An 18,249-nucleotide genomic window follows, 5' to 3' on the forward strand; every position below is an offset into this window, starting at 1 on the left:
TTACGCTATACTGTTCGGCTTGTTGAGTTTAATCGATTCAGCGCCCCAGGTGTTTCATTCTTCTTCGTCGAGATAGGGTTTCTATGGCTGGAAATGCGCAGCAGCAGTCACGTCTGAAGGAGTTGATCGCGCGCGGCAAGGAACAGGGCTACCTGACCTATGCCGAGGTCAACGACCATCTACCCGAGGATATCGCCGACCCGGATCAAGTGGAAGACATCATTGGCATGATCAACGACATGGGTATCAGTGTCGTTGAAGAAGCGCCAGATGAAGACACTTTGATGATGTCGGATCACTCCACGGACGAATCCGCTGCGGAAGAGGCCGTTGCGGCACTCGCCGCCGTGGAAAGCGACGTCGGTCGCACTACCGACCCGGTCCGCATGTACATGCGCGAGATGGGCACGGTGGAGCTGCTGACCCGTGAAGGCGAAATCGAAATCGCCAAGCGGATCGAAGAGGGCACGCGGGAGGTCATGTCGGCGCTTGCGTACCTGCCCGGTGCCGTTGCCTCCATCCTCGAAGCCTACGACGCAACCCAGGACGAGGAAGCGCCAGGGCGCCTTTCCGACCTGTTCTCTGGCTTCATCGACCCCGATGAAGGCATTCCTGGGGTGGCCGAAGCGGAAACCCCCGAGCCGGAAGTCGATGCCGAGCTGAGCGATGACGATGATATCGACAGCGACGATGACGACGATGACGAGGACACCAACGCCAGCGAAGGTGGCCCGGACCCGGAAGAAGCCAAGGCGCGTTTCGAGCAGATCCGTGAGCAGAACGCCGCCGTCGAAGCGGCGCTGGCCAAGTTTGGCCGTGGCAGTAGCGAGCTGAAAGCCGAGCAGGCACGTCTGGCCGAGCTGTTCTCACCCATCAAACTGGTGCCCAAGCACTTCGAGCGCCTGGTGGGGCAGATCCGCATCAGCGTGGAGCAGGTGCGTGCCCAGGAAAAGGCGGTCATGCAGCTGTGCGTCAAGAAAGCCAAGGTGCCGCGCAAGACCTTCATCAAGTCCTTTCCGGGGCATGAGTCGGATTCGTCGTGGCTGGACGCTTTCCAGGAAGCGCAGCCCAAGTATGCCGACCGTCTTGAGCCACTGCGTGCCGACATCGCACGCTCTCAGCGCAAAATTGCGTTCGAGGAAGACATGGTGCAGCTGACGGTGGCGGACCTGAAGGAAGTCAACCGCAAGCTCTCCATCGGTGAAGCGAAGGCGCGCCGGGCCAAGAAAGAGATGGTCGAGGCCAACCTGCGTCTGGTGATCTCGATCGCCAAGAAGTACACCAACCGTGGCCTGCAGTTCCTGGATCTGATTCAGGAAGGCAATATCGGTCTGATGAAAGCGGTGGACAAGTTCGAGTATCGCCGTGGCTACAAGTTCTCCACCTACGCGACATGGTGGATTCGTCAGGCCATTACGCGCTCCATCGCGGATCAGGCGCGTACCATTCGTATTCCGGTCCACATGATCGAGACCATCAACAAGCTCAATCGTGTGTCGCGTCAGATGCTGCAGGAAATGGGCCGCGAGCCGACCCCTGAAGAGCTGGGCGAGCGTCTTGAAATGCCGGAAGACAAGGTGCGCAAGGTGCTCAAGATCGCCAAGGAACCGATCTCCATGGAGACGCCGATTGGTGACGACGACGACTCTCACCTGGGTGACTTCATCGAGGACAGCACCATGCTGCTGCCCATCGATATGGCGACCGGCGAAGGCCTGATCGAAGCGACCCGTAACGTCCTCGGTGGTTTGACCGCTCGCGAAGCGAAGGTGCTGCGCATGCGTTTCGGTATCGACATGAATACCGATCACACCCTGGAAGAAGTCGGCAAGCAGTTCGACGTGACCCGCGAGCGGATCCGTCAGATCGAAGCCAAGGCGCTTCGCAAGCTGCGTCATCCCAGCCGTTCCGAGCCGCTGCGCTCCTTCCTGGACGAGTAAGCGTCGCTCGAAAAAGCCCGCCGTGGAAACACGGCGGGCTTTTTTGTGGGCAGCTGTTGGGCAAGGTGCCAATAGCACCTTGCCGCCTTTTGTTGAAGCCTTTACAGGGTGTAGTGAGTCGCGGAGCCCGGTCCTACGGGCAGACCCAGTACGAACACCCAGAGGAAGAACAGAAGGCTCCAGCCGATCAGCATGAACAGGGTATAAGGCAGCATGAGCGCTACCAGGGTGCCAATGCCCATATCCTTGCGGTAGCGGGTCGCTACGGCCAGAATCAGCCCGAAATAGCTCATCATCGGGGTGATCAGGTTGGTGACCGAGTCGCCGATCCGGTAGGCGGCCTGAATCACTTCCGGGGCGTAGCCCATCAGCATCAGCATGGGCACGAAGATGGGGGCCGTCACGGCCCACTGCGCCGATGCGCTGCCCAGCGACAGGTTGATGAAGGCGCACATGATGATGAACAGCGCAAATAGTCCAGGCCCGCGCAGCCCCAGGGACTCCAGCAGGTCGGCCCCGGCAATGGCGGTCACCGTGCCAAAGTTGCTCCAGTTGAACAGCGCCACGAACTGAGCGGCAAAAAAGACCAGCACGATATAGAGGCCCAGGCTGCTCATGCTCTTGGCCATGGCGTCCACCACGTCGCGGTCATTGTGCATGGTGCCTGCCAAGCGACCATAGATGAAGCCCAGCACACTGAACGAAACGGCCACGATCACCACGATGCCGCGCAGGAAGGGGGAGCCGCTGATCAGCCCGGTCTCGGGGTCGCGCAGAATGCCGCCTTCAGGCACCACCATGATGGCCACCAGGGCGATGAGTGCCAGAGTGGCCAGGCCGGTGCCCTTCAGTGCCCGCTTTTCGGTGTCGGACAGGCCCTCCATGCGCTGCTGATCGATATCGCTGTCGGCATAGGCCGTATCGAACTTGCCCAGCTTCGGCTCGACGATACGTTCCGTGACCAGGCCGCCAATCAGAGTGACGAAAAAGGTGCTGGCAAACATGAAGAACCAGTTGGCTTCGGCCCCGACGATGTACGCCGGGTCCAGCAGGCGAGCGGCTTCCTGGGTGATGCCCGAGAGCAGCGGGTCGACGGTACCGATCAAGAGGTTGGCGCTGTAGCCGCCGGAGACGCCACAAAACGCGGCTGCCAGACCGGCCAGCGGATGTCTGCCCAGCGAATGAAAGATCATCGCCGCCAGCGGAATCAGCACCACATAGCCAAGCTCGGCTGCCATGTTCGACATGATGCCCGCAAATACCACGGCATAGGTGACGATGCGCGGTGAGCGGTTGAGTACCAGCGCGCGCATGCTGGCCGACAGCAGGCCCGAGTGCTCGGCCACACCCACCCCCAGCATGGCCACCAGTACGGTACCCAAGGGCGCAAAACTGGTGAAGTTGGTCACCATTTCGGTGACAAGACGGCGCAGGCCCTCGGCGTTGAGCAATGAATTGACGGCAATCCACTCGCCTTCATTGGCTGGGCGTGGGTCGGCTACCGATACCCCTAGCGCCCCCGCAATGCCGCTGCCGACCACCACCAGCACACACAGGATGGCGAACAGTGTCACCGGGTGAGGCAGCAAGTTGCCCAGCCATTCGACGCTATCCAGGAAGCGAGTGAACGCCCCGCGTTTTAGCGTATTTTCACGATTGTTTGGTGTATTCATAACGTTTGTGTCGTCAGTTGGTTGTTTTTTAGCAAAATTGCCCAAAGCAGTGTGGGGGACGACACTACGTGGATGGTCAAGGGGGCGCAAATGGCTTTACGTATAGCGGGATGTAAAAAATGAAATGCCGTCCCTGGCGGTGCTCCCAAAGACGGCAAAAAGAACCGATTGGCAGGGTGTCAGGCGCTTTTCTGGCGAGCAAGGTGCAGGCGTCGGGCCAGCAGGAGCAGCTCGATCATGGCAAACAGAATCAGGCTATAGCCCAGCAGCTCGACCACTTCTTCTGCCGCATCCTTGAAAACCCGGACGTACTGCTCCTCCAATACGGCGCGCCAAAACACTTGCCTGCCATATAGGCGTGAAAATACATAAGTAACCAGTACGCCGCCTGCAAACAGCCCAAAGGCAAAGCTATTGCTGAAGTGGCGAAACTCCTCCAGAAAACGCTGGCGCTGGTACACGACCCAGGCCAGTGAGGGGAGGATGATCATGGCGACCAGGATTTTCCAGATATGCCGTGCGACGTACTCATCGAGAAAGTAGTCCTGCTCACGTACCAGCGAGGCAGCGAGGAAGGCCAGCAGCAGCAGGGTCACCGTGGGCCATACTTTCAGTACATGGCGTACGTAGAGGAGCAGGGTACAGCAACTGATCAGAATGAAGGTCTGGGTCAGCTCGGTGAACCCCAGCTCGGTAAAGCGCACGGTAGGCAGATACAACGCTTCCAGATACGCGCCCTGGGCGATGCCTCCGATGAAGAGTATATAGAGTGTCGCGCGCAGCAGCGCAGTGCGAAAATCAATAGGCCAGGAGGGTGGCATCACGGTTCCTCTACGTCAGGCGAAATCAGTCAAACAACAAACATACATGAATGCATGTTCATTATATCGTCACTTTTCTGTGCTGACACGTCGAACGTGCCAGGAATATCTCGACGAATGGCGAGCAACACTGCAAAGTAACCACATGAAAGCAATAACGACCGTTGAGGGGCGGATGTCACCATGGCCATTAGCGTCTTTGATCTGTTTCGGATAGGCATTGGCCCGTCCAGCTCGCATACCGTGGGGCCCATGCGCGCGGCGCGGGATTTCGTGATGGCGTTGCCGGAAGCGCCCGTGTCACGGCTGGTGGTGCGGCTGCACGGGTCGTTGGCCGCGACTGGGGTAGGCCACGGCACCGACAATGCGGTGGTGATGGGCCTGATGGGTGAAATGCCCGAGTCCATCGAGCCCGACAGCATTGCCGGACGCCTGGCGGCGCTGGACGGCGGGACGCCACTGACGCTGCCCAATGGGCATTCGCTGCCCTTCGACCGTGCGCGAGACATCGAGTGGGACGAGACCTGTCTGGCCTTTCATCCCAATGCCATGGTGATCACGGCCTACCAGCAAGAGCGGGTCATCGCGACCAACACTTACTACTCGCTGGGCGGCGGCTTCTATGTGGACCAGGCCTGTGCCGATCAGGGCGGGCTGGATGAGGACAAGACGGCGCTGCCTTATCCGTTCGAATCGGGTAACGAGCTATTGGCACTGTGCCAGGCGAATGATTTGCGTATCAGCCAGCTGATGCTGGCAAACGAGAAAGCCTGGCGCAGCGAAGACACCATCCGTACCGAACTGCTGAAGATCTGGCACGCCATGCGTGACAGTATCGAGAACGGATTGAAAGCCACCGGTCGTTTGCCCGGCGGGCTGAACGTGCGCCGTCGCGCCAACGCCCTGCATCAGCAACTGCTTTCGCCGCCCGCCCAGCAGCGCCTGATCGTCAGCAGTTTCAGCGTGATGGATTGGGTCAACCTGTTTGCGCTGGCCGTCAATGAAGAGAACGCGGCCGGCAAGCGGATGGTCACGGCGCCCACCAATGGGGCTGCCGGTATCGTTCCGGCGGTGCTGGCCTATTACCTGAAGTTCGAACCCGACGCCTGCGATGCCGACGTGGTCGATTTTCTGTTGGCGGCGGGCGCCATGGGCATACTGTGCAAGAAGAATGCCTCGATCTCCGGGGCGGAGGTAGGCTGCCAGGGGGAGGTCGGCTCTGCCTGCGCCATGGCGGCGGCCGGGCTGGCCGAAGTGCTGGGCGGTACGCCGCGGCAGGTAGAAAACGCTGCGGAAATTGGCCTGGAGCATAACCTGGGGCTGACCTGTGACCCGGTGGCGGGGCTGGTGCAGGTCCCCTGTATCGAGCGCAATGCCATTGCGTCGGTCAAGGCCATCAATGCCGCCCGTATGGCGCTGCATGGTGATGGCGACCACTTCGTCTCGCTGGATAAAGTGATCAAGACCATGCGCGATACCGGACGCGACATGCAGGACAAATACAAGGAGACCTCCAAGGGAGGGCTCGCGGTCAATGCCATCGAGTGTTAATCCAGCAGCGCGTGTCAGGCCTGGGGCAGGGTACGGCCGATATTGGCCACCAGATAGTCCACCAGTTGACGAATCTTGGGTGACAAGTGGCGGTGGCGCGGGTAGACCGCCCACACCGCTGTATCGTGGTGCTGGAAGGGTTCCAGCACCGAGATCAGTTCACCATTGGCCAGGTGCGGAGCGACGTAGTAATCCGGCAACTGAGCCAGGCCCAGCCCTTTCAGGGCCGCATCCAGCAGGGCAGGCCCCGAGTTGCCGCTCCAGCACCCCTCTACCTTGACCTCTCGCCGCTGGCCGTTCACTTCGAACAGCCAGTTGGGGCGTGAGCCCAGCAGGCAGCGGTGCTGGCTCAGTTCGCCCAGCGTGTGGGGGCGGGGTGCCTGACGAAAATAGGCCTGTGAGCCCACCACGTATTCGCGGCGCTCGCACAGCCGCCGGGCAATCAGGCTGGAGTCTTTCAGCACCCCCATGCGAATGGCGATGTCGAAACCCTCTTCGATCAACTCCACCGGGCGATTGGTGAAGTGCATGTGTACTTCGAGCTGAGGGTGCAGGCGCTGGAAATCATTGACCAGCGGGGCAACGTAGCGCTCGCCGAAGGTCGTTGCCGAGGTCAGTTTCAGTAGTCCATGGGGTTTGGCCTGCAGCTCGCTGATCGCCTGCTCGGCATCACGCAGCCCATCGAACAAGTGGCGGCAGTGCTCCACGTACAAGGCCCCGGCATCGGTCAGCCGAATCTGCCGTGTGGTGCGATACAGCAGCTGAACGCCCAGCTGATTCTCCAACTGGCTGACCAGCCGACTGATATGCGAGGTGGACACCTTCAAGTGGCGAGCCGCGGCCGAAAAGGTGCCGAGCCGTACGACTTCCACGAACGCTTCGATACGATCCCAGCGCTGCATGGCGCTCCTCATGTCCGTCTGGCGGTGAAGGGTGGTAGCGAATGAGCAACGCGATTGTTGCTCAGTGGCAATAATCTTGTGAGTGTATCCCGCTTTATCCCTTTCGCCTAGCTGGCCTACACTGCAACCACGTTTATCCATCCACTTTATCGAGCGCTGTTGCGCGCAGGCAGTGGAACGTCGCTGCGCAACACCTCGGGGAGATTTGCATGAAATCACGTGCTGCGGTTGCACTCGAAGCGGGCAAGCCGCTCGAATTGGTCGACATCGATGTGGAAGGCCCCAAGGCGGGCGAGGTGCTGGTGAAGATGGCGGCCACCAGCGTCTGCCATACCGATGCCTACACCTTGTCGGGCGCCGACCCGGAAGGCAACTTCCCGGCGGTACTGGGTCACGAAGGTGCGGGTATCGTGCAGGAAGTGGGCGAAGGCGTGACCAGCCTGAAGCCGGGCGACCACGTCATTCCGCTGTATACCGCTGAGTGCGGCAAGTGCAAATTCTGCCTGTCCGGCAAGACCAACCTGTGTGGCAGCGTGCGCGCTACCCAAGGTAAAGGGGTCATGCCCGATGGCACGTCGCGCTTCTCGCTGGAAGGCAAGATGCTGCACCACTACATGGGTACTTCCACCTTCAGTGAGTACACCGTGCTGCCGGAAGTCTCGCTGGCCGTGGTTTCCAGGGAAGCGCCGCTGGACAAGATCTGCCTGCTGGGCTGCGGTGTCACCACCGGGATTGGTGCCGTGTTGAACACGGCCAAGGTCGAGCCGGGCTCCACCATCGCCGTGTTTGGCCTCGGGGCGATCGGTCTGGCGGTGATCCAGGGTGCCGTGATGGCCAAGGCCACCAGGATCATCGCCATTGATGTCAATCCGGACAAATTCGAGCTGGCCAAGCAGTTCGGCGCGACGGACTTCGTCAACCCGAAAGACTACAGCGACCCGATCCAGCAAGTGATCGTCGACATGACCGACGGTGGCGTGGACTACTCCTTCGAGTGCATCGGCAATGTCAACGTGATGCGTTCCGCCCTCGAGTGCTGCCACAAGGGCTGGGGTGAGTCGATCGTCATTGGCGTGGCGAGTGCCGGTGAAGAGGTCTCCACGCGCCCCTTCCAACTGGTCACCGGCCGGGTATGGAAAGGCTCTGCGTTTGGCGGCGTGAAAGGGCGTAGCGAGCTGCCGGGTTATGTAGACCGTTATATGAACGGCGAGCTGAACATCGACGACTTCATTACCCATGACATGCCCTTCGAGAAGATCAACGAAGCCTTCGATCTGCTCCATGCCGGCAAGAGCATTCGTACCGTTCTGCATTACTGAGTATGATGAAAGCAGCCTGAAAGAACGCGGCCGGGGCAACCCGCCGCGTTTCACTGTTTAAGGAGCCTGCCCATGAGCATGAGTGAAACGTTGGAGTTGGTGTCGGCAAACCGCAGTTTTGGCGGTTGGCACAAGCGCTACCGCCACTACTCCCGAGCCCTGGACTGCGACATGGTCTTTGCGGTGTACCTGCCGCCACAAGCCGAAAACGAGCGGGTGCCCCTGCTGTGGTGGCTGTCGGGGTTGACCTGCAATGACGAAAACTTCATGCAGAAAGCCGGCGCGCATCGCATTGCGGCAGAGCTGGGCGTGGCGATCGTATGTCCGGATACCAGCCCGCGCGGCACGGAGTTGCCCGGCGAGCATGAAAGCTACGATCTGGGGTCCGGCGCAGGTTTCTACGTGAACGCCACCCAGGCGCCCTGGAAGCCTCACTACCGCATGTACGATTACGTGGTCGAAGAGCTGCCGTCCGTGGTGCGTCAGCATTTTCCGGTCAATGGCCGCGAGTCGATCAGCGGGCACTCCATGGGAGGGCATGGTGCATTGATTCTGGCGCTGCGTCATCCGGGGCGTTTCCGTTCGGTATCGGCCTTTGCGCCGATCGTGAACCCGATGAACTGCCCCTGGGGGCAAAAAGCCTTCACCAGCTACCTTGGGGAAGATCAGACCCGCTGGCGCCAGTACGATGCCTGCGAGCTGGTGGCCAATGGCGCTTCCCGGCAGCGGTTGTTCATCGATCAAGGGGAAGCCGATCAGTTCCTGGAAGAGCAGCTGATGCCCGAGCGTCTGGAAGCCGTCTGCGCCGAGCATGATCACCCGCTAACGCTGCGCCGTCAGCCAGGCTACGATCATAGTTACTTCTTCATCGCCTCGTTCATCGAGGACCATTTGCGCTATCATGCGGAACACCTCATGAAACGTTAAGGGTACCGAGACATGGTCAATCGCGCGCTGCGCCGAGTTCTTCGTCTGCTTTGGCGTCTTGTTTGGCGTGGCGCGCTGGCCTTTGTGCTGCTCTCGGTGGCGCTGGTGTGGCTGTTTCGCTTCGTGCCGCCGCCGGGTTCCATGGTGATGGTGGAACGCAAGGTACAAAGCTGGGTCCATCGCGAACCCATCACCATCCAGCGCCAGTGGCGTAGCTGGGACAATCTCTCGAATAACGCCAAGCTGGCGGTGATTGCCGCCGAGGACCAACGCTTCCCGATTCATCGTGGTTTCGATGTGGTGGAGCTGCGTCGTGCCTGGGAGGCCAGCCGCGATGGCTCGAGGCTGCGGGGAGCCAGTACGCTCAGCCAGCAAACGGCCAAGAACGTTTTCCTATGGAGTGGGCGCAGCTGGCTGCGCAAAGGGCTGGAAGCGTGGTTCACCCTGCTGATCGAAACCTTCTGGAGCAAGCAGCGGATTCTGGAGGTGTACCTGAACGTGGCCGAGTGGGATACCGGGGTGTTTGGGCTGGAAGCTGCCGCCGACCACTACTTTGGTGCTTCCGGAAGTGCCTTGACCGAGCGCCAGGCCAGTTTGCTGGCGGCCATCCTGCCTAGCCCGCGCACTCGCAGCGCATCGCGACCCGACGCCCAGGTCGAGCGCCGCGGCCAGTGGATCCGCCAACAGATGCGCAATCTGGGCGGCACGGCTTACCTCGAACGGCTTTGAACCTTCTTCAATCGTATTGCTCGTCAGCCACGCTGGCCAGCACACCTACCTGTGGCCTGGCGAAATAGTACCCCTGCTGTACCGAAATGCCCAAGGCCAGCAGGCAGCGTGACTCTGCCCGTGTCTCGACCCCTTCGGCCACCAGTTGGGTGCCCAGCGTGCGCGCCAGGGCGACCAGGCTTTTGAGAATGGCCTGCCGCCGTGGATTGCCGTCGCAGCCCATGACCAATTCCCGGTCTATCTTCAGCGTATCCGGTCGCAAATCGGTCAACAGGTCCAGGTTGGCATAGCCGTTGCCGAAATCATCCAACGACGTGGTGAACCCCATGCGGCGATAGCTATCGATGATGGTGCGCAAATGCGCGCGGTCAACCACCCGTTCGGTTTCGGTGATTTCGAAGTTCAGCCGCTCGGTGGGCCAGCCCACCCGGCGTGATGTCTCCAGGGTGGATTGAATACAGGCTTCGGGTTCGTAAACGGCATTGGGTAGAAAGTTGATCGAGAGGCGCGCCTCCATCCCCAGCGCACTGGCCAATTCGATGGCTTTGACCCGACACGCCTGGTCAAAGCGATACAGCAGGTCGTCGGTCACCTGCTCAAGAATGGAAAAAGCGGACTCACCGTTGACGCCTCGTACCAACGCCTCGTAATAGATCACTTTACGACGTGCTACGTCCACGATGGGCTGAAAGGCCATGGTAAACGCGAACGGTACCGGTGTGTCGCAGCGGTTGCAGACGCCGTTTACCCTGGCGCAATGAGGTTGTGCTGTCATGTTCTTCCAAGCCCTGGAACGATCAAAATTATTAGGGTTATTTGCTGGCGGATTTGACGACCATCACCACCCCGGCGATGGCAATGAGCATGCCGATGATCCCCATCAGCGGCAGCCGCTCATCAAATAACCACCACGCCTGCAGCGCGGTCACGGGAGGCACCAGATAAAAGAGGCTTGCCACGCGGGAAGCCTCCCCCTTTTTTATCAAGGCCATCAATAACAGGATAGCGGCAATTGACAGAATCAGCACGAGCCAGCCCAGCGTCAGCAGGAAGGTCGTGCTCCACGCTACGGAGCGGGTCTCGAACAACAGCGCGCCCAAGCCCAGCAGGGTGCCTGCAGCCAGGTACTGAATCACTGCACCCGACAGCAGCGGCATGCTGGTGCAGTAGCGTTTCTGGTACAGCGTGCCCAGTGAAATACCCAGCAATGCGGCGAGTACACTGACCAGTGCCCCCATGCCAAAACCGCTGAACAGCGAACTGCCAAACTCCAGCTTGCTGCCCAGCACCAGGCAGATGCCTACCAGCCCCAGTGCCAGGCCCAGCCATTGTCGCGCGCCCAGGCGTTCGCCCAGCAGTGGGCCTGCACAGGCGGCGGTCAACAATGGCTGCAAGCCGACCAGCAAGGCCGCCAGACCCGCTGGCATTCCCAGGTAAATGCCATAGAATACGCCGCCAAGATAGGTGGCATGCACGAGCAGGCCCGATATCCCGATATGCATCCATAGCCTTGGTGAACTCGGCCATGGAATGCGCATCAGCAAGGTCAGCGGTACGAGCAGCAGCAGCGTCAACACGAAGCGGATAAACAAAAACGTGAAGGGTTCGGCGTAGGGCAGGCCAAACTTGGCACCAATGAACCCCGTGCTCCATAACAGCACGAAGAGCCCAGGCATGGCGGCCAGCGCGAGCGAATGGCCGTGCATGTTTTGCAAGGCCTTGAAATGGCTAGACATAAAGCTCCTATTGCCAGCGTGTTGTTTATCTGTTGTTGTTACGTTCTGTTCTTCTTGTAACGTGTTTTTACATAAAAGATTGAACCTGTGCCTGAACCACGCGTCACACTGTGCACATTCATAACGCGCCAATGAGGTTTCTTACCATGCAACGTATGACTGCTTTGTTCTCTGCTGCTCTCCTTGCCACTGGCCTGATGGCGGGCACTGCCCACGCCCAGCAAGCCCAGGACCCGGCACAAGATCCGATGGCGACCCAGCAGGCGCCTGCACAGGATTTTTCTGATCAGCAGCTACAGCAGTTCGCCGATGCTTCTCAAGAAATCGCCGTGATCTCTCAGGAGTACACACAGCGTCTGCAGGAAGCAGAAGACGAAGCTGCCCAACAGGAAGTTCGCGCTGAAGCCAATGACCGCATGATCGAAGTGGTCGAAGACAGCGGTCTGGACGTCGACACGTTCAATGCTATCGGTCAATCCATCCAGCAGGATCCGGAAATGATGCAGCGTGTACAGGAAATGGCTAGCCAGTCATAAGCCTGTTGCCACCGCCTCTGGCGGTGGTGAACCATCGAGACCTGCAGGATAGTGCCAGATTTTCCTTAACGTGCGAAGTACCTGCCTGTTCTGTGGTCCAAAAGCCCAGCGCCAACGCGCTGGGCTTTTTTTTTGCGTGGTTCACCCAGGCTGAAAGGTTGTCCTCTACCGACGCACACGCCACACTAAATGGCTGATCATTAACCCTTTGAGCCTCTGCAGGAGAGCGTATGGACGTGGAGCTTCTGGAAATCCGCCAGCACATGGGACAGTTCCCGCCATTCGATGGGCTGTCCGATGAGCTACTGGACGCCATTGCCGCCCGGGTGGAGGTGAGTTACTTCAAGACGGGTAGCGACATTCTCGAGCTGGATGCCACCCTCGATGAGCTGTGCTATATCCGCAGTGGGGCAGTAGAAGTGTATCGGCGGCAGGGCGAACTCTACAATCGCCTGGCAGAAGGAGACATCTTCGGTCATTTCAGCCTGCTGCGTAACCACAAGGTGCGCTTTCCTGCCAAGGCCATCGAAGATACGTTGATCTATTTCATACCCAACGACGTTTTCCAGCGGCTCTGTGAGGAAGACGATGAGTTTGCCGACTTCGTGGAGCTGGAGCGGCCTCGGTTGGAGACCGCTGCCGAGCAGCAGAAAAAGTCCAACGACATGATGGTCACGCGCATACGCAAGCTGGTGACACGTTATCCGGTGATGGTGGAGTCCACCACCAGCGTTCAGCAGGCGGCACAGCAGATCAGCGCTGCCCAGGCATCGGCCGTACTGGTGATCGATGAGGGGAGCAATCATCCTCGCTACAGCTTTCAGGACAGCGAAGGCAAGACCTGGCAGATGTGCGGCATTCTCACCGACAGCGATTTCCGCACGCGGGTAGTGGCCGAAGGGCTGGCGCCCTCCACGCCCGTGGGCGATGTGGTATCAGAGCGGCTAATTACCGTCCAGTCGGATGCCACGGTCTACGAGGCCATGCTGGTGATGCTGCGCAGTAACGTGCATCACTTGCCGGTGCTGTATCGCCAGCGCCCGGTAGGTGTGGTGCATCTTTCCGATATCATTCGCTACGAGACCCATAGCGGGCTTTATCTGGTCAGCAATATTTTCAACCAGTCCAGCGCCCAAGGGTTGGCCAAGCTGTTGCCCGATGTTCGCGCTGCCTTTGCACGGATGGTGCAGGAGGGGGCCAATTCACAGATGGTGGGCAGCGCGCTATCGACCATCGGGCGCAGTTTTACCCGCCGTTTGCTGGAGTTGGCCGAAGAGTCGCTGGGGCCACCCCCGGTGCCTTACTGCTTCATGGTCAATGGGTCCATGGCGCGTAACGAGCAGAGCATCGTGACGGACCAGGACAATGCGCTGATCTTGTCCGATGATTTCGACCCGGACGAGCACGACGCGTATTTCCAGGCGCTGGCAGCCTTTGTCAGCGATGGATTGGCCGCCTGTGGCTACACCTATTGCAAAGGCGATGTCATGGCCACCAACCGCCAGTGGCGCCAGCCGCTGAGCGTGTGGAAACGCTACTTCCAGGACTGGATGGCCAACCCAACTCCGGAGAGGTTGCTGCACAGCTCGATCTTTTTCGACCTGGACAGTATCTATGGCGAAGAACACTACGTGGAAGCGCTTCAGGACCTGATTGCCCAGACGGCACCCCAGTCGCCGCTGTTTCTGGCCGCCATGGCGCGTAATGCCTTGAACCGTACGCCCCCGCTGGGCTTTTTCCGCACGTTCGTGATGGAAAAGGATGGCAAGCACAACAACTCCATCAACCTCAAGCGGCGCGGTACGGCGCCCATGGTAGACCTGATTCGTGTGCATGCGCTGGCCTGTGGCTCCAAAGCGCAGAACTCCTTTCAGCGGCTGAACGACATCAGCCAGACCCAGCTGTTGGCCACCGGGGTCAGCGACAAGCTGAGCTATGCCCTGGAGTTCCTGTGTATGTCGCGTATTCGCCATCAGGTCATCGACCTGCAGGAAGAGCGCGAGCCGGATAACAACATCGAACCCGAAAACGTCGAAGACAGCGAGCGGCACACGCTCAAGGATGCGTTTCAGGTGTTGAGCCATGCGCAGAAATTCCTGAAATTCCGCTACCCGATTCCCACGCAACGGCAGGGGCGTTGATATGCACGGTATTCGCCCACGTCAGAAAGTGACCCAGGCCGACTGGGCTGGCTACATGGCTGCTCGCGCCCAGCGCGCTGATAATGAGGCGCTGCAGCGTTTCTTCAGCACGCCCTTGCCAGCCCCCGACACCCCTCTGGGCGAGGTGCCCATGGTGGCGCTGGACCTGGAAACCACCGGGCTGGACGAGCGTCGCCACGGTATCGTCAGCGTGGGGGCCGTGCCCTTTACGCTGGGGCGGATACCGCTTGCCCAGCGACGTTACTGGGTGGTGAAGCCTGCGCGGCCGCTGGACGAAGCCTCCATCGCCTACCACCATATCACCCACTCGGAGGTGGCTGACGCCCCTGATCTGGACGAGGTGCTGGATGAGCTGCTGGAGGTGCTGGCGGGCCGAGTGGTGGTGGTCCATTTTCGCAACATCGAGCGCCCTTTTCTGGATGCCGCCGTGAAGGAGCGGCGCGGCGAGGGCGTGCTGTTTCCCATGATCGACACGATGTCGCTGGAAGCCAGACTGCATCGGCAGACCCTGTGGGCGCGCTTTCGCCGCTGGCTGGGCAGGCCGCCGGTCTCGATTCGGCTCAATGCCAGCCGTGCACGCTATGGCTTGCCGCCCTACCAGGGGCACCACGCCCTGGTGGATGCGCTGGCCACCGCCGAGCTGCTGCAGGCGCAAATCGCCAACCGCTACTCACCGGATACGCCGCTCAAGGCGCTGTGGTGCTGACGGACTAGTGTGGGGGTAGTGGCAAACGCAAAACGGGCAGCCCATGGGCTGCCCGTTTTGCGTAAGGCCAGCAAGAAACGCTGGCCAAGGAGGGGTCAAACGGCTTTGGGTTCGCTCATCAGCCCTTTGATGATGGCGTAGCAGGCCACCAGCAGGATGATGGTGAACGGGAAGCCCGTCGATACGGCCATGGTTTGCAGGGCCGTCAGGCCGCCACCCAACAGCAGGGCGATGGCAATGGCACCTTCGATGATCGCCCAGAACACGCGCTGCGGCTTGGGAGCATCCACCTTGCCACCGGCCGTGATGGAGTCGATGACCAGCGAGCCCGAGTCAGACGAGGTCACGAAGAAGATGATGACCAGCAGAATCGCAATGAACGAGGTGATCTGCGACAGCGGCAACTGCTCCAGCATCACGAACAGCTGCAGGTCCACACCGGCGTCACGCACGGCTTCGATACCCTGGCTCACGTACTGGTCGATGGCAGTGCCACCGAACGTGGTCATCCACAGCACCGAGACGATCGAAGGCACCAGCAGCACCGAGATCAGGAATTCACGAACGGTACGGCCACGGGAAACCCGCGCGATGAACATGCCGACGTAGGGTGACCAGGAGATCCACCAGGCCCAGTAGAAGGCAGTCCAGCCCTGGCTGAAGTTGGCATCTTCACGGCCAAAGGGGTTGGAGAGGGCCGGTAGATGCACCACATAGTTGATCAGGTTTTCGAAAAAGCCCGTGGCAATCAGTAGGGTGGGGCCTACCGCAATGACGAAGAACAGCAGTGCCGCCGCCATGGCGATGTTGATTTTCGACAGCAGCTGTACGCCTTTGTCGACCCCGGCAACGATAGAGCCGATGGCAATGATGGTGATGCCGATGATCAACAGGATCATGGTGACATCGCTTTCCGGTGCGCCGAACAGGTAGCTCAAGCCAGCAGCGGCCTGGGTAGCCCCCAGTCCCAGCGAGGTCGCCAGACCGAACAGCGTGGCAAACACCGCCAGAATATCGATCAGGTGCCCTGGCCAGCCCCATACGCGCTCACCCAGCAGCGGGTAGAACACGGAGCGCATCGACAGCGGCAGACCCTTGTTGAAGGAGAACAGCGCCAGCGACAGCGCGACCACGGCGTAAATGGCCCACGGGTGCAGACCCCAGTGGAAAATGGTCGCGGCCATGCCCAGCGCAGCGGCAGCAGCCGTGTCACCTTCGGCCCCGGCCAGCGGTGCCCAGTCTCCGCCGTCCAGCGAGGTGCCAAAATGGGTCAGCGGCTCGTTGACGCCGAAGAACATCAGCCCGATGCCCATACCCGCCGCAAACAGCATGGAAAACCAGCCGGTGTAGGTGAAGTCAGGCTTGGCATCTGCCCCGCCGATACGAATCTTGCCGAGAGGGGATACGATCAGCCCCAGGCAAAGCAGCACGAAGATATTGGCGGCCAGGATGAAGAACCAGGCCAGGTTGCCGGTTAGAAAACCGAAAATAGAGTCGTAAAGCGGTGCGATGGTGTCCTGTAGCGCCAGCGTGAGGATCACGAACAGCAGTACCACCAGCGCCGAGATGGTAAATACCTTGCCGTGCAGGTCAAGGCTGAACCCCATGGTGCTGGTGGTAATGTTGTCCTGACCGATCACGTAGTCGGTATCGATCAGGTTGGCCGGGCCATCTGGGGCAGGAATGCCCTCCGAGACCGGCTCTTCAGGGGGACGTTTAGCGTCTGGGTTTTCCACAAAAGCCTCTCCATGTTGGACAAAAACTGCCGAAGGTGACGGGACGGACCCATGGCAGGCGAATGATGCAATTACTAGGGTAGCAAATGTTGATTAATGTTTATCAACGCAACCGCGACGTATCATGAGTGGAAAGCGTCAGTCGGGTAGCGAAAGCTTTTATAATGTGAAAGCGTGATTTTTTATTTTTTTGATTAAAAATTATTATACATGGTCTGTGCCGGTGTGTCACAACGCGACCGGTAGCTGAGCTGAAAAATGCCACATGTGTCATTTTGAACCTGCCAGATGCCAAGTCGACAGCAACAGTTGGTGTTCATTTTTTGTTTTTAAATTACTGTTTTTATTTTATTTTTATTTTTTATCGCGCTTTTGGCGTGCTGTGTGCAGTTTCTTGGTAAGACTCAGGTCAAGCAACATCTAATCAGTAGTGGAGGCAACTCTTATGGATAAGCAGATTCCCCAGACAACCAAGCGTCGTCCTCGTGTATTGGCGCTTTGCATGCTCGCCGCAGCGGTCAGCACGCTGGCATTGGCAGGCTGTGGAAATGGTGAAGATGAGATGCCCCCGGCGCAACAGCCTGAGACCATGGAGCAGGATGCGACCTCCGGCCAAGTGCCCGGTACTACCGAAGGCGACAGCATGATGGGTGAAGAACCCGCTGGCACCATGGCGGATGATCCCATGGCCGCCGATCCAGGCTTGGAAGATGATGCGGCAGCCACCCAAGAGCCTATGCCCGGTGAGGGCGCTGATATGACCGACCCGCAGGAAGAGCCCGGTTTCGGTGAAGGCACCGACCCAATGCCCGGCGCTAATGACGAAGTGCCTGCGGATGATGAAGACGACATGACCACGACTCAGTAAGGTTTACCGCTCCCTACGATGCCAGGTCGCCCAGCTGTCTGTTCCCTGCGGCTGCTCCACACGGCCTGTCATCCTTTCACCCCCGCGCCCGCGGGGGTTTTTTTGCATCCTGGTCAGTAGCCGCTAAAGTTAAACAGGCAGGCGTTAAACAAGCAGGTGTTTGGCCTGCCAAATGAATTCAACGATTTCGCTTTCAATAGGGGCGTTTTCAAAAAGAAATTTTCAAAAGGGAAGGAGCACGACATGAAGTCACCAAAGCACCAGCGTGTATATGCAATGTTGTTCAGTGCGCTCTTGATGACCGGTGTATTGGCGGGGTGTGGCGACAGCTCGCCGCCTAACGGAGAGCCCGAACCGGAAGAGCCAATGAGCACCGGCCCCATGGCCAATGATGGCACCACCCCTGAAGAGACTCCTGGGGAGGGCGTGGATAATTAGGTTCTACGAAGACTGGAGTGAATCAATTGGCCTCCCACAGGGTGATTCAGGCAAGGTGCTTGCTCAGGTTGTGGGAGGGAGCTTCAGCTCGCGATGATTCCAGCACCCAGCTTGATATGGGTGCCCGCTCAGACAGTCGCCCAATAAAATTGGCCTCCCACAGGTGGGCTGGGCCATGGCTTTCACATGGCTATCCACCATAAAC

16 protein-coding genes are annotated in these 18,249 nt (G+C 59.4%); 10 read left to right on the plus strand and 6 right to left on the minus strand.

Features of this window, described 5'->3' with window-relative positions:
* The first annotated feature begins 83 nt into the window (after positions 1-83).
* Entirely contained in the window at positions 84-1,940 is a 1,857-nt protein-coding gene (gene rpoD / locus CWI66_RS04640; RefSeq protein WP_081192460.1) for an RNA polymerase sigma factor RpoD, read from the plus strand.
* Positions 1,941-2,041: 101 nt separating this feature from the next.
* On the opposite strand, the gene CWI66_RS04645 is transcribed toward rpoD, so the two are convergent.
* A complete protein-coding gene (locus CWI66_RS04645; protein WP_100731046.1) occupies positions 2,042-3,613 on the minus strand; it encodes an AbgT family transporter in 1,572 nt (523 codons plus the stop codon).
* Positions 3,614-3,792: 179 nt separating this feature from the next.
* The gene (locus tag CWI66_RS04650; protein WP_100731047.1) at positions 3,793-4,434 is read right to left on the minus strand and encodes a hypothetical protein; all 642 of its coding nucleotides are present in this window, start codon (positions 4,432-4,434) and stop codon (positions 3,793-3,795) included.
* A 183-nt stretch (positions 4,435-4,617) separates the two neighbouring features.
* On the opposite strand from CWI66_RS04650, the gene CWI66_RS04655 reads away from it, so the two are divergent.
* On the plus strand, positions 4,618-5,985 hold the full coding sequence (locus CWI66_RS04655; RefSeq protein WP_100731048.1) for an L-serine ammonia-lyase: 1,368 nt from the start codon (positions 4,618-4,620) through the stop codon (positions 5,983-5,985).
* A gap of 14 nt (positions 5,986-5,999) precedes the next feature.
* Here the strand turns inward: CWI66_RS04655 and CWI66_RS04660 are convergent, their stop codons facing one another.
* Entirely contained in the window at positions 6,000-6,887 is an 888-nt protein-coding gene (locus CWI66_RS04660) for a LysR family transcriptional regulator (RefSeq protein ID WP_016916324.1), read from the minus strand.
* Positions 6,888-7,096: 209 nt separating this feature from the next.
* On the opposite strand from CWI66_RS04660, the gene CWI66_RS04665 reads away from it, so the two are divergent.
* The 3 genes from CWI66_RS04665 to mtgA all read left to right on the plus strand — a co-directional run bounded on the left by CWI66_RS04665 (position 7,097) and on the right by mtgA (position 9,862).
* Entirely contained in the window at positions 7,097-8,206 is a 1,110-nt protein-coding gene (locus CWI66_RS04665) for an S-(hydroxymethyl)glutathione dehydrogenase/class III alcohol dehydrogenase (RefSeq protein WP_100731049.1), read from the plus strand.
* A 72-nt stretch (positions 8,207-8,278) separates the two neighbouring features.
* Complete coding sequence (gene fghA / locus CWI66_RS04670; RefSeq protein WP_016916326.1) at positions 8,279-9,133, plus strand: S-formylglutathione hydrolase; 855 nt, start codon at positions 8,279-8,281, stop codon at positions 9,131-9,133.
* A gap of 12 nt (positions 9,134-9,145) precedes the next feature.
* Positions 9,146-9,862, plus strand: a complete 717-nt coding sequence (gene mtgA, locus CWI66_RS04675) for a monofunctional biosynthetic peptidoglycan transglycosylase (RefSeq protein WP_039175641.1) — start codon at positions 9,146-9,148, stop codon at positions 9,860-9,862.
* A 7-nt stretch (positions 9,863-9,869) separates the two neighbouring features.
* Here mtgA and CWI66_RS04680 read toward each other — a convergent pair whose 3' ends face one another.
* Positions 9,870-10,637: an EAL domain-containing protein gene (locus tag CWI66_RS04680; protein ID WP_446718679.1), complete on the minus strand. Its 768-nt coding sequence runs from the start codon at positions 10,635-10,637 to the stop codon at positions 9,870-9,872.
* Between the two features lie 37 nt (positions 10,638-10,674).
* Positions 10,675-11,598: a DMT family transporter gene (locus CWI66_RS04685; protein WP_100731051.1), complete on the minus strand. Its 924-nt coding sequence runs from the start codon at positions 11,596-11,598 to the stop codon at positions 10,675-10,677.
* A gap of 146 nt (positions 11,599-11,744) precedes the next feature.
* On the opposite strand from CWI66_RS04685, the gene CWI66_RS04690 reads away from it, so the two are divergent.
* The 3 genes from CWI66_RS04690 to CWI66_RS04700 all read left to right on the plus strand — a co-directional run bounded on the left by CWI66_RS04690 (position 11,745) and on the right by CWI66_RS04700 (position 15,002).
* Positions 11,745-12,134, plus strand: a complete 390-nt coding sequence (locus CWI66_RS04690) for a DUF4168 domain-containing protein (protein WP_039175645.1) — start codon at positions 11,745-11,747, stop codon at positions 12,132-12,134.
* A gap of 230 nt (positions 12,135-12,364) precedes the next feature.
* Positions 12,365-14,275: a DUF294 nucleotidyltransferase-like domain-containing protein gene (locus CWI66_RS04695; RefSeq protein ID WP_039175649.1), complete on the plus strand. Its 1,911-nt coding sequence runs from the start codon at positions 12,365-12,367 to the stop codon at positions 14,273-14,275.
* Position 14,276: 1 nt separating this feature from the next.
* Positions 14,277-15,002 (plus strand): 3'-5' exonuclease, encoded by a 726-nt coding sequence (locus CWI66_RS04700; protein ID WP_100731052.1) that lies wholly within the window; start codon positions 14,277-14,279, stop codon positions 15,000-15,002.
* Positions 15,003-15,097: 95 nt separating this feature from the next.
* Here the strand turns inward: CWI66_RS04700 and CWI66_RS04705 are convergent, their stop codons facing one another.
* On the minus strand, positions 15,098-16,738 hold the full coding sequence (locus tag CWI66_RS04705; RefSeq protein ID WP_016916333.1) for a BCCT family transporter: 1,641 nt from the start codon (positions 16,736-16,738) through the stop codon (positions 15,098-15,100).
* A gap of 445 nt (positions 16,739-17,183) precedes the next feature.
* Between CWI66_RS04705 and CWI66_RS04710 the strand changes: the two genes are divergently transcribed.
* Both CWI66_RS04710 and CWI66_RS04715 read left to right on the plus strand, forming a co-directional pair.
* Positions 17,184-17,606, plus strand: coding sequence for a hypothetical protein (locus tag CWI66_RS04710; RefSeq protein ID WP_100731053.1), 423 nt, complete (start codon positions 17,184-17,186; stop codon positions 17,604-17,606).
* Positions 17,607-17,849: 243 nt separating this feature from the next.
* Positions 17,850-18,044 carry a hypothetical protein gene (locus CWI66_RS04715; RefSeq protein ID WP_081136101.1) on the plus strand — a complete coding sequence of 65 codons (195 nt, stop codon included), beginning with the start codon at positions 17,850-17,852 and terminating at the stop codon, positions 18,042-18,044.
* The last annotated feature ends 205 nt before the right edge of the window (positions 18,045-18,249 follow it).

Origin of the sequence: Halomonas sp. 141, assembly GCF_002810305.1 — a bacterium.
GTDB lineage: Bacteria > Pseudomonadota > Gammaproteobacteria > Pseudomonadales > Halomonadaceae > Vreelandella > Vreelandella stevensii.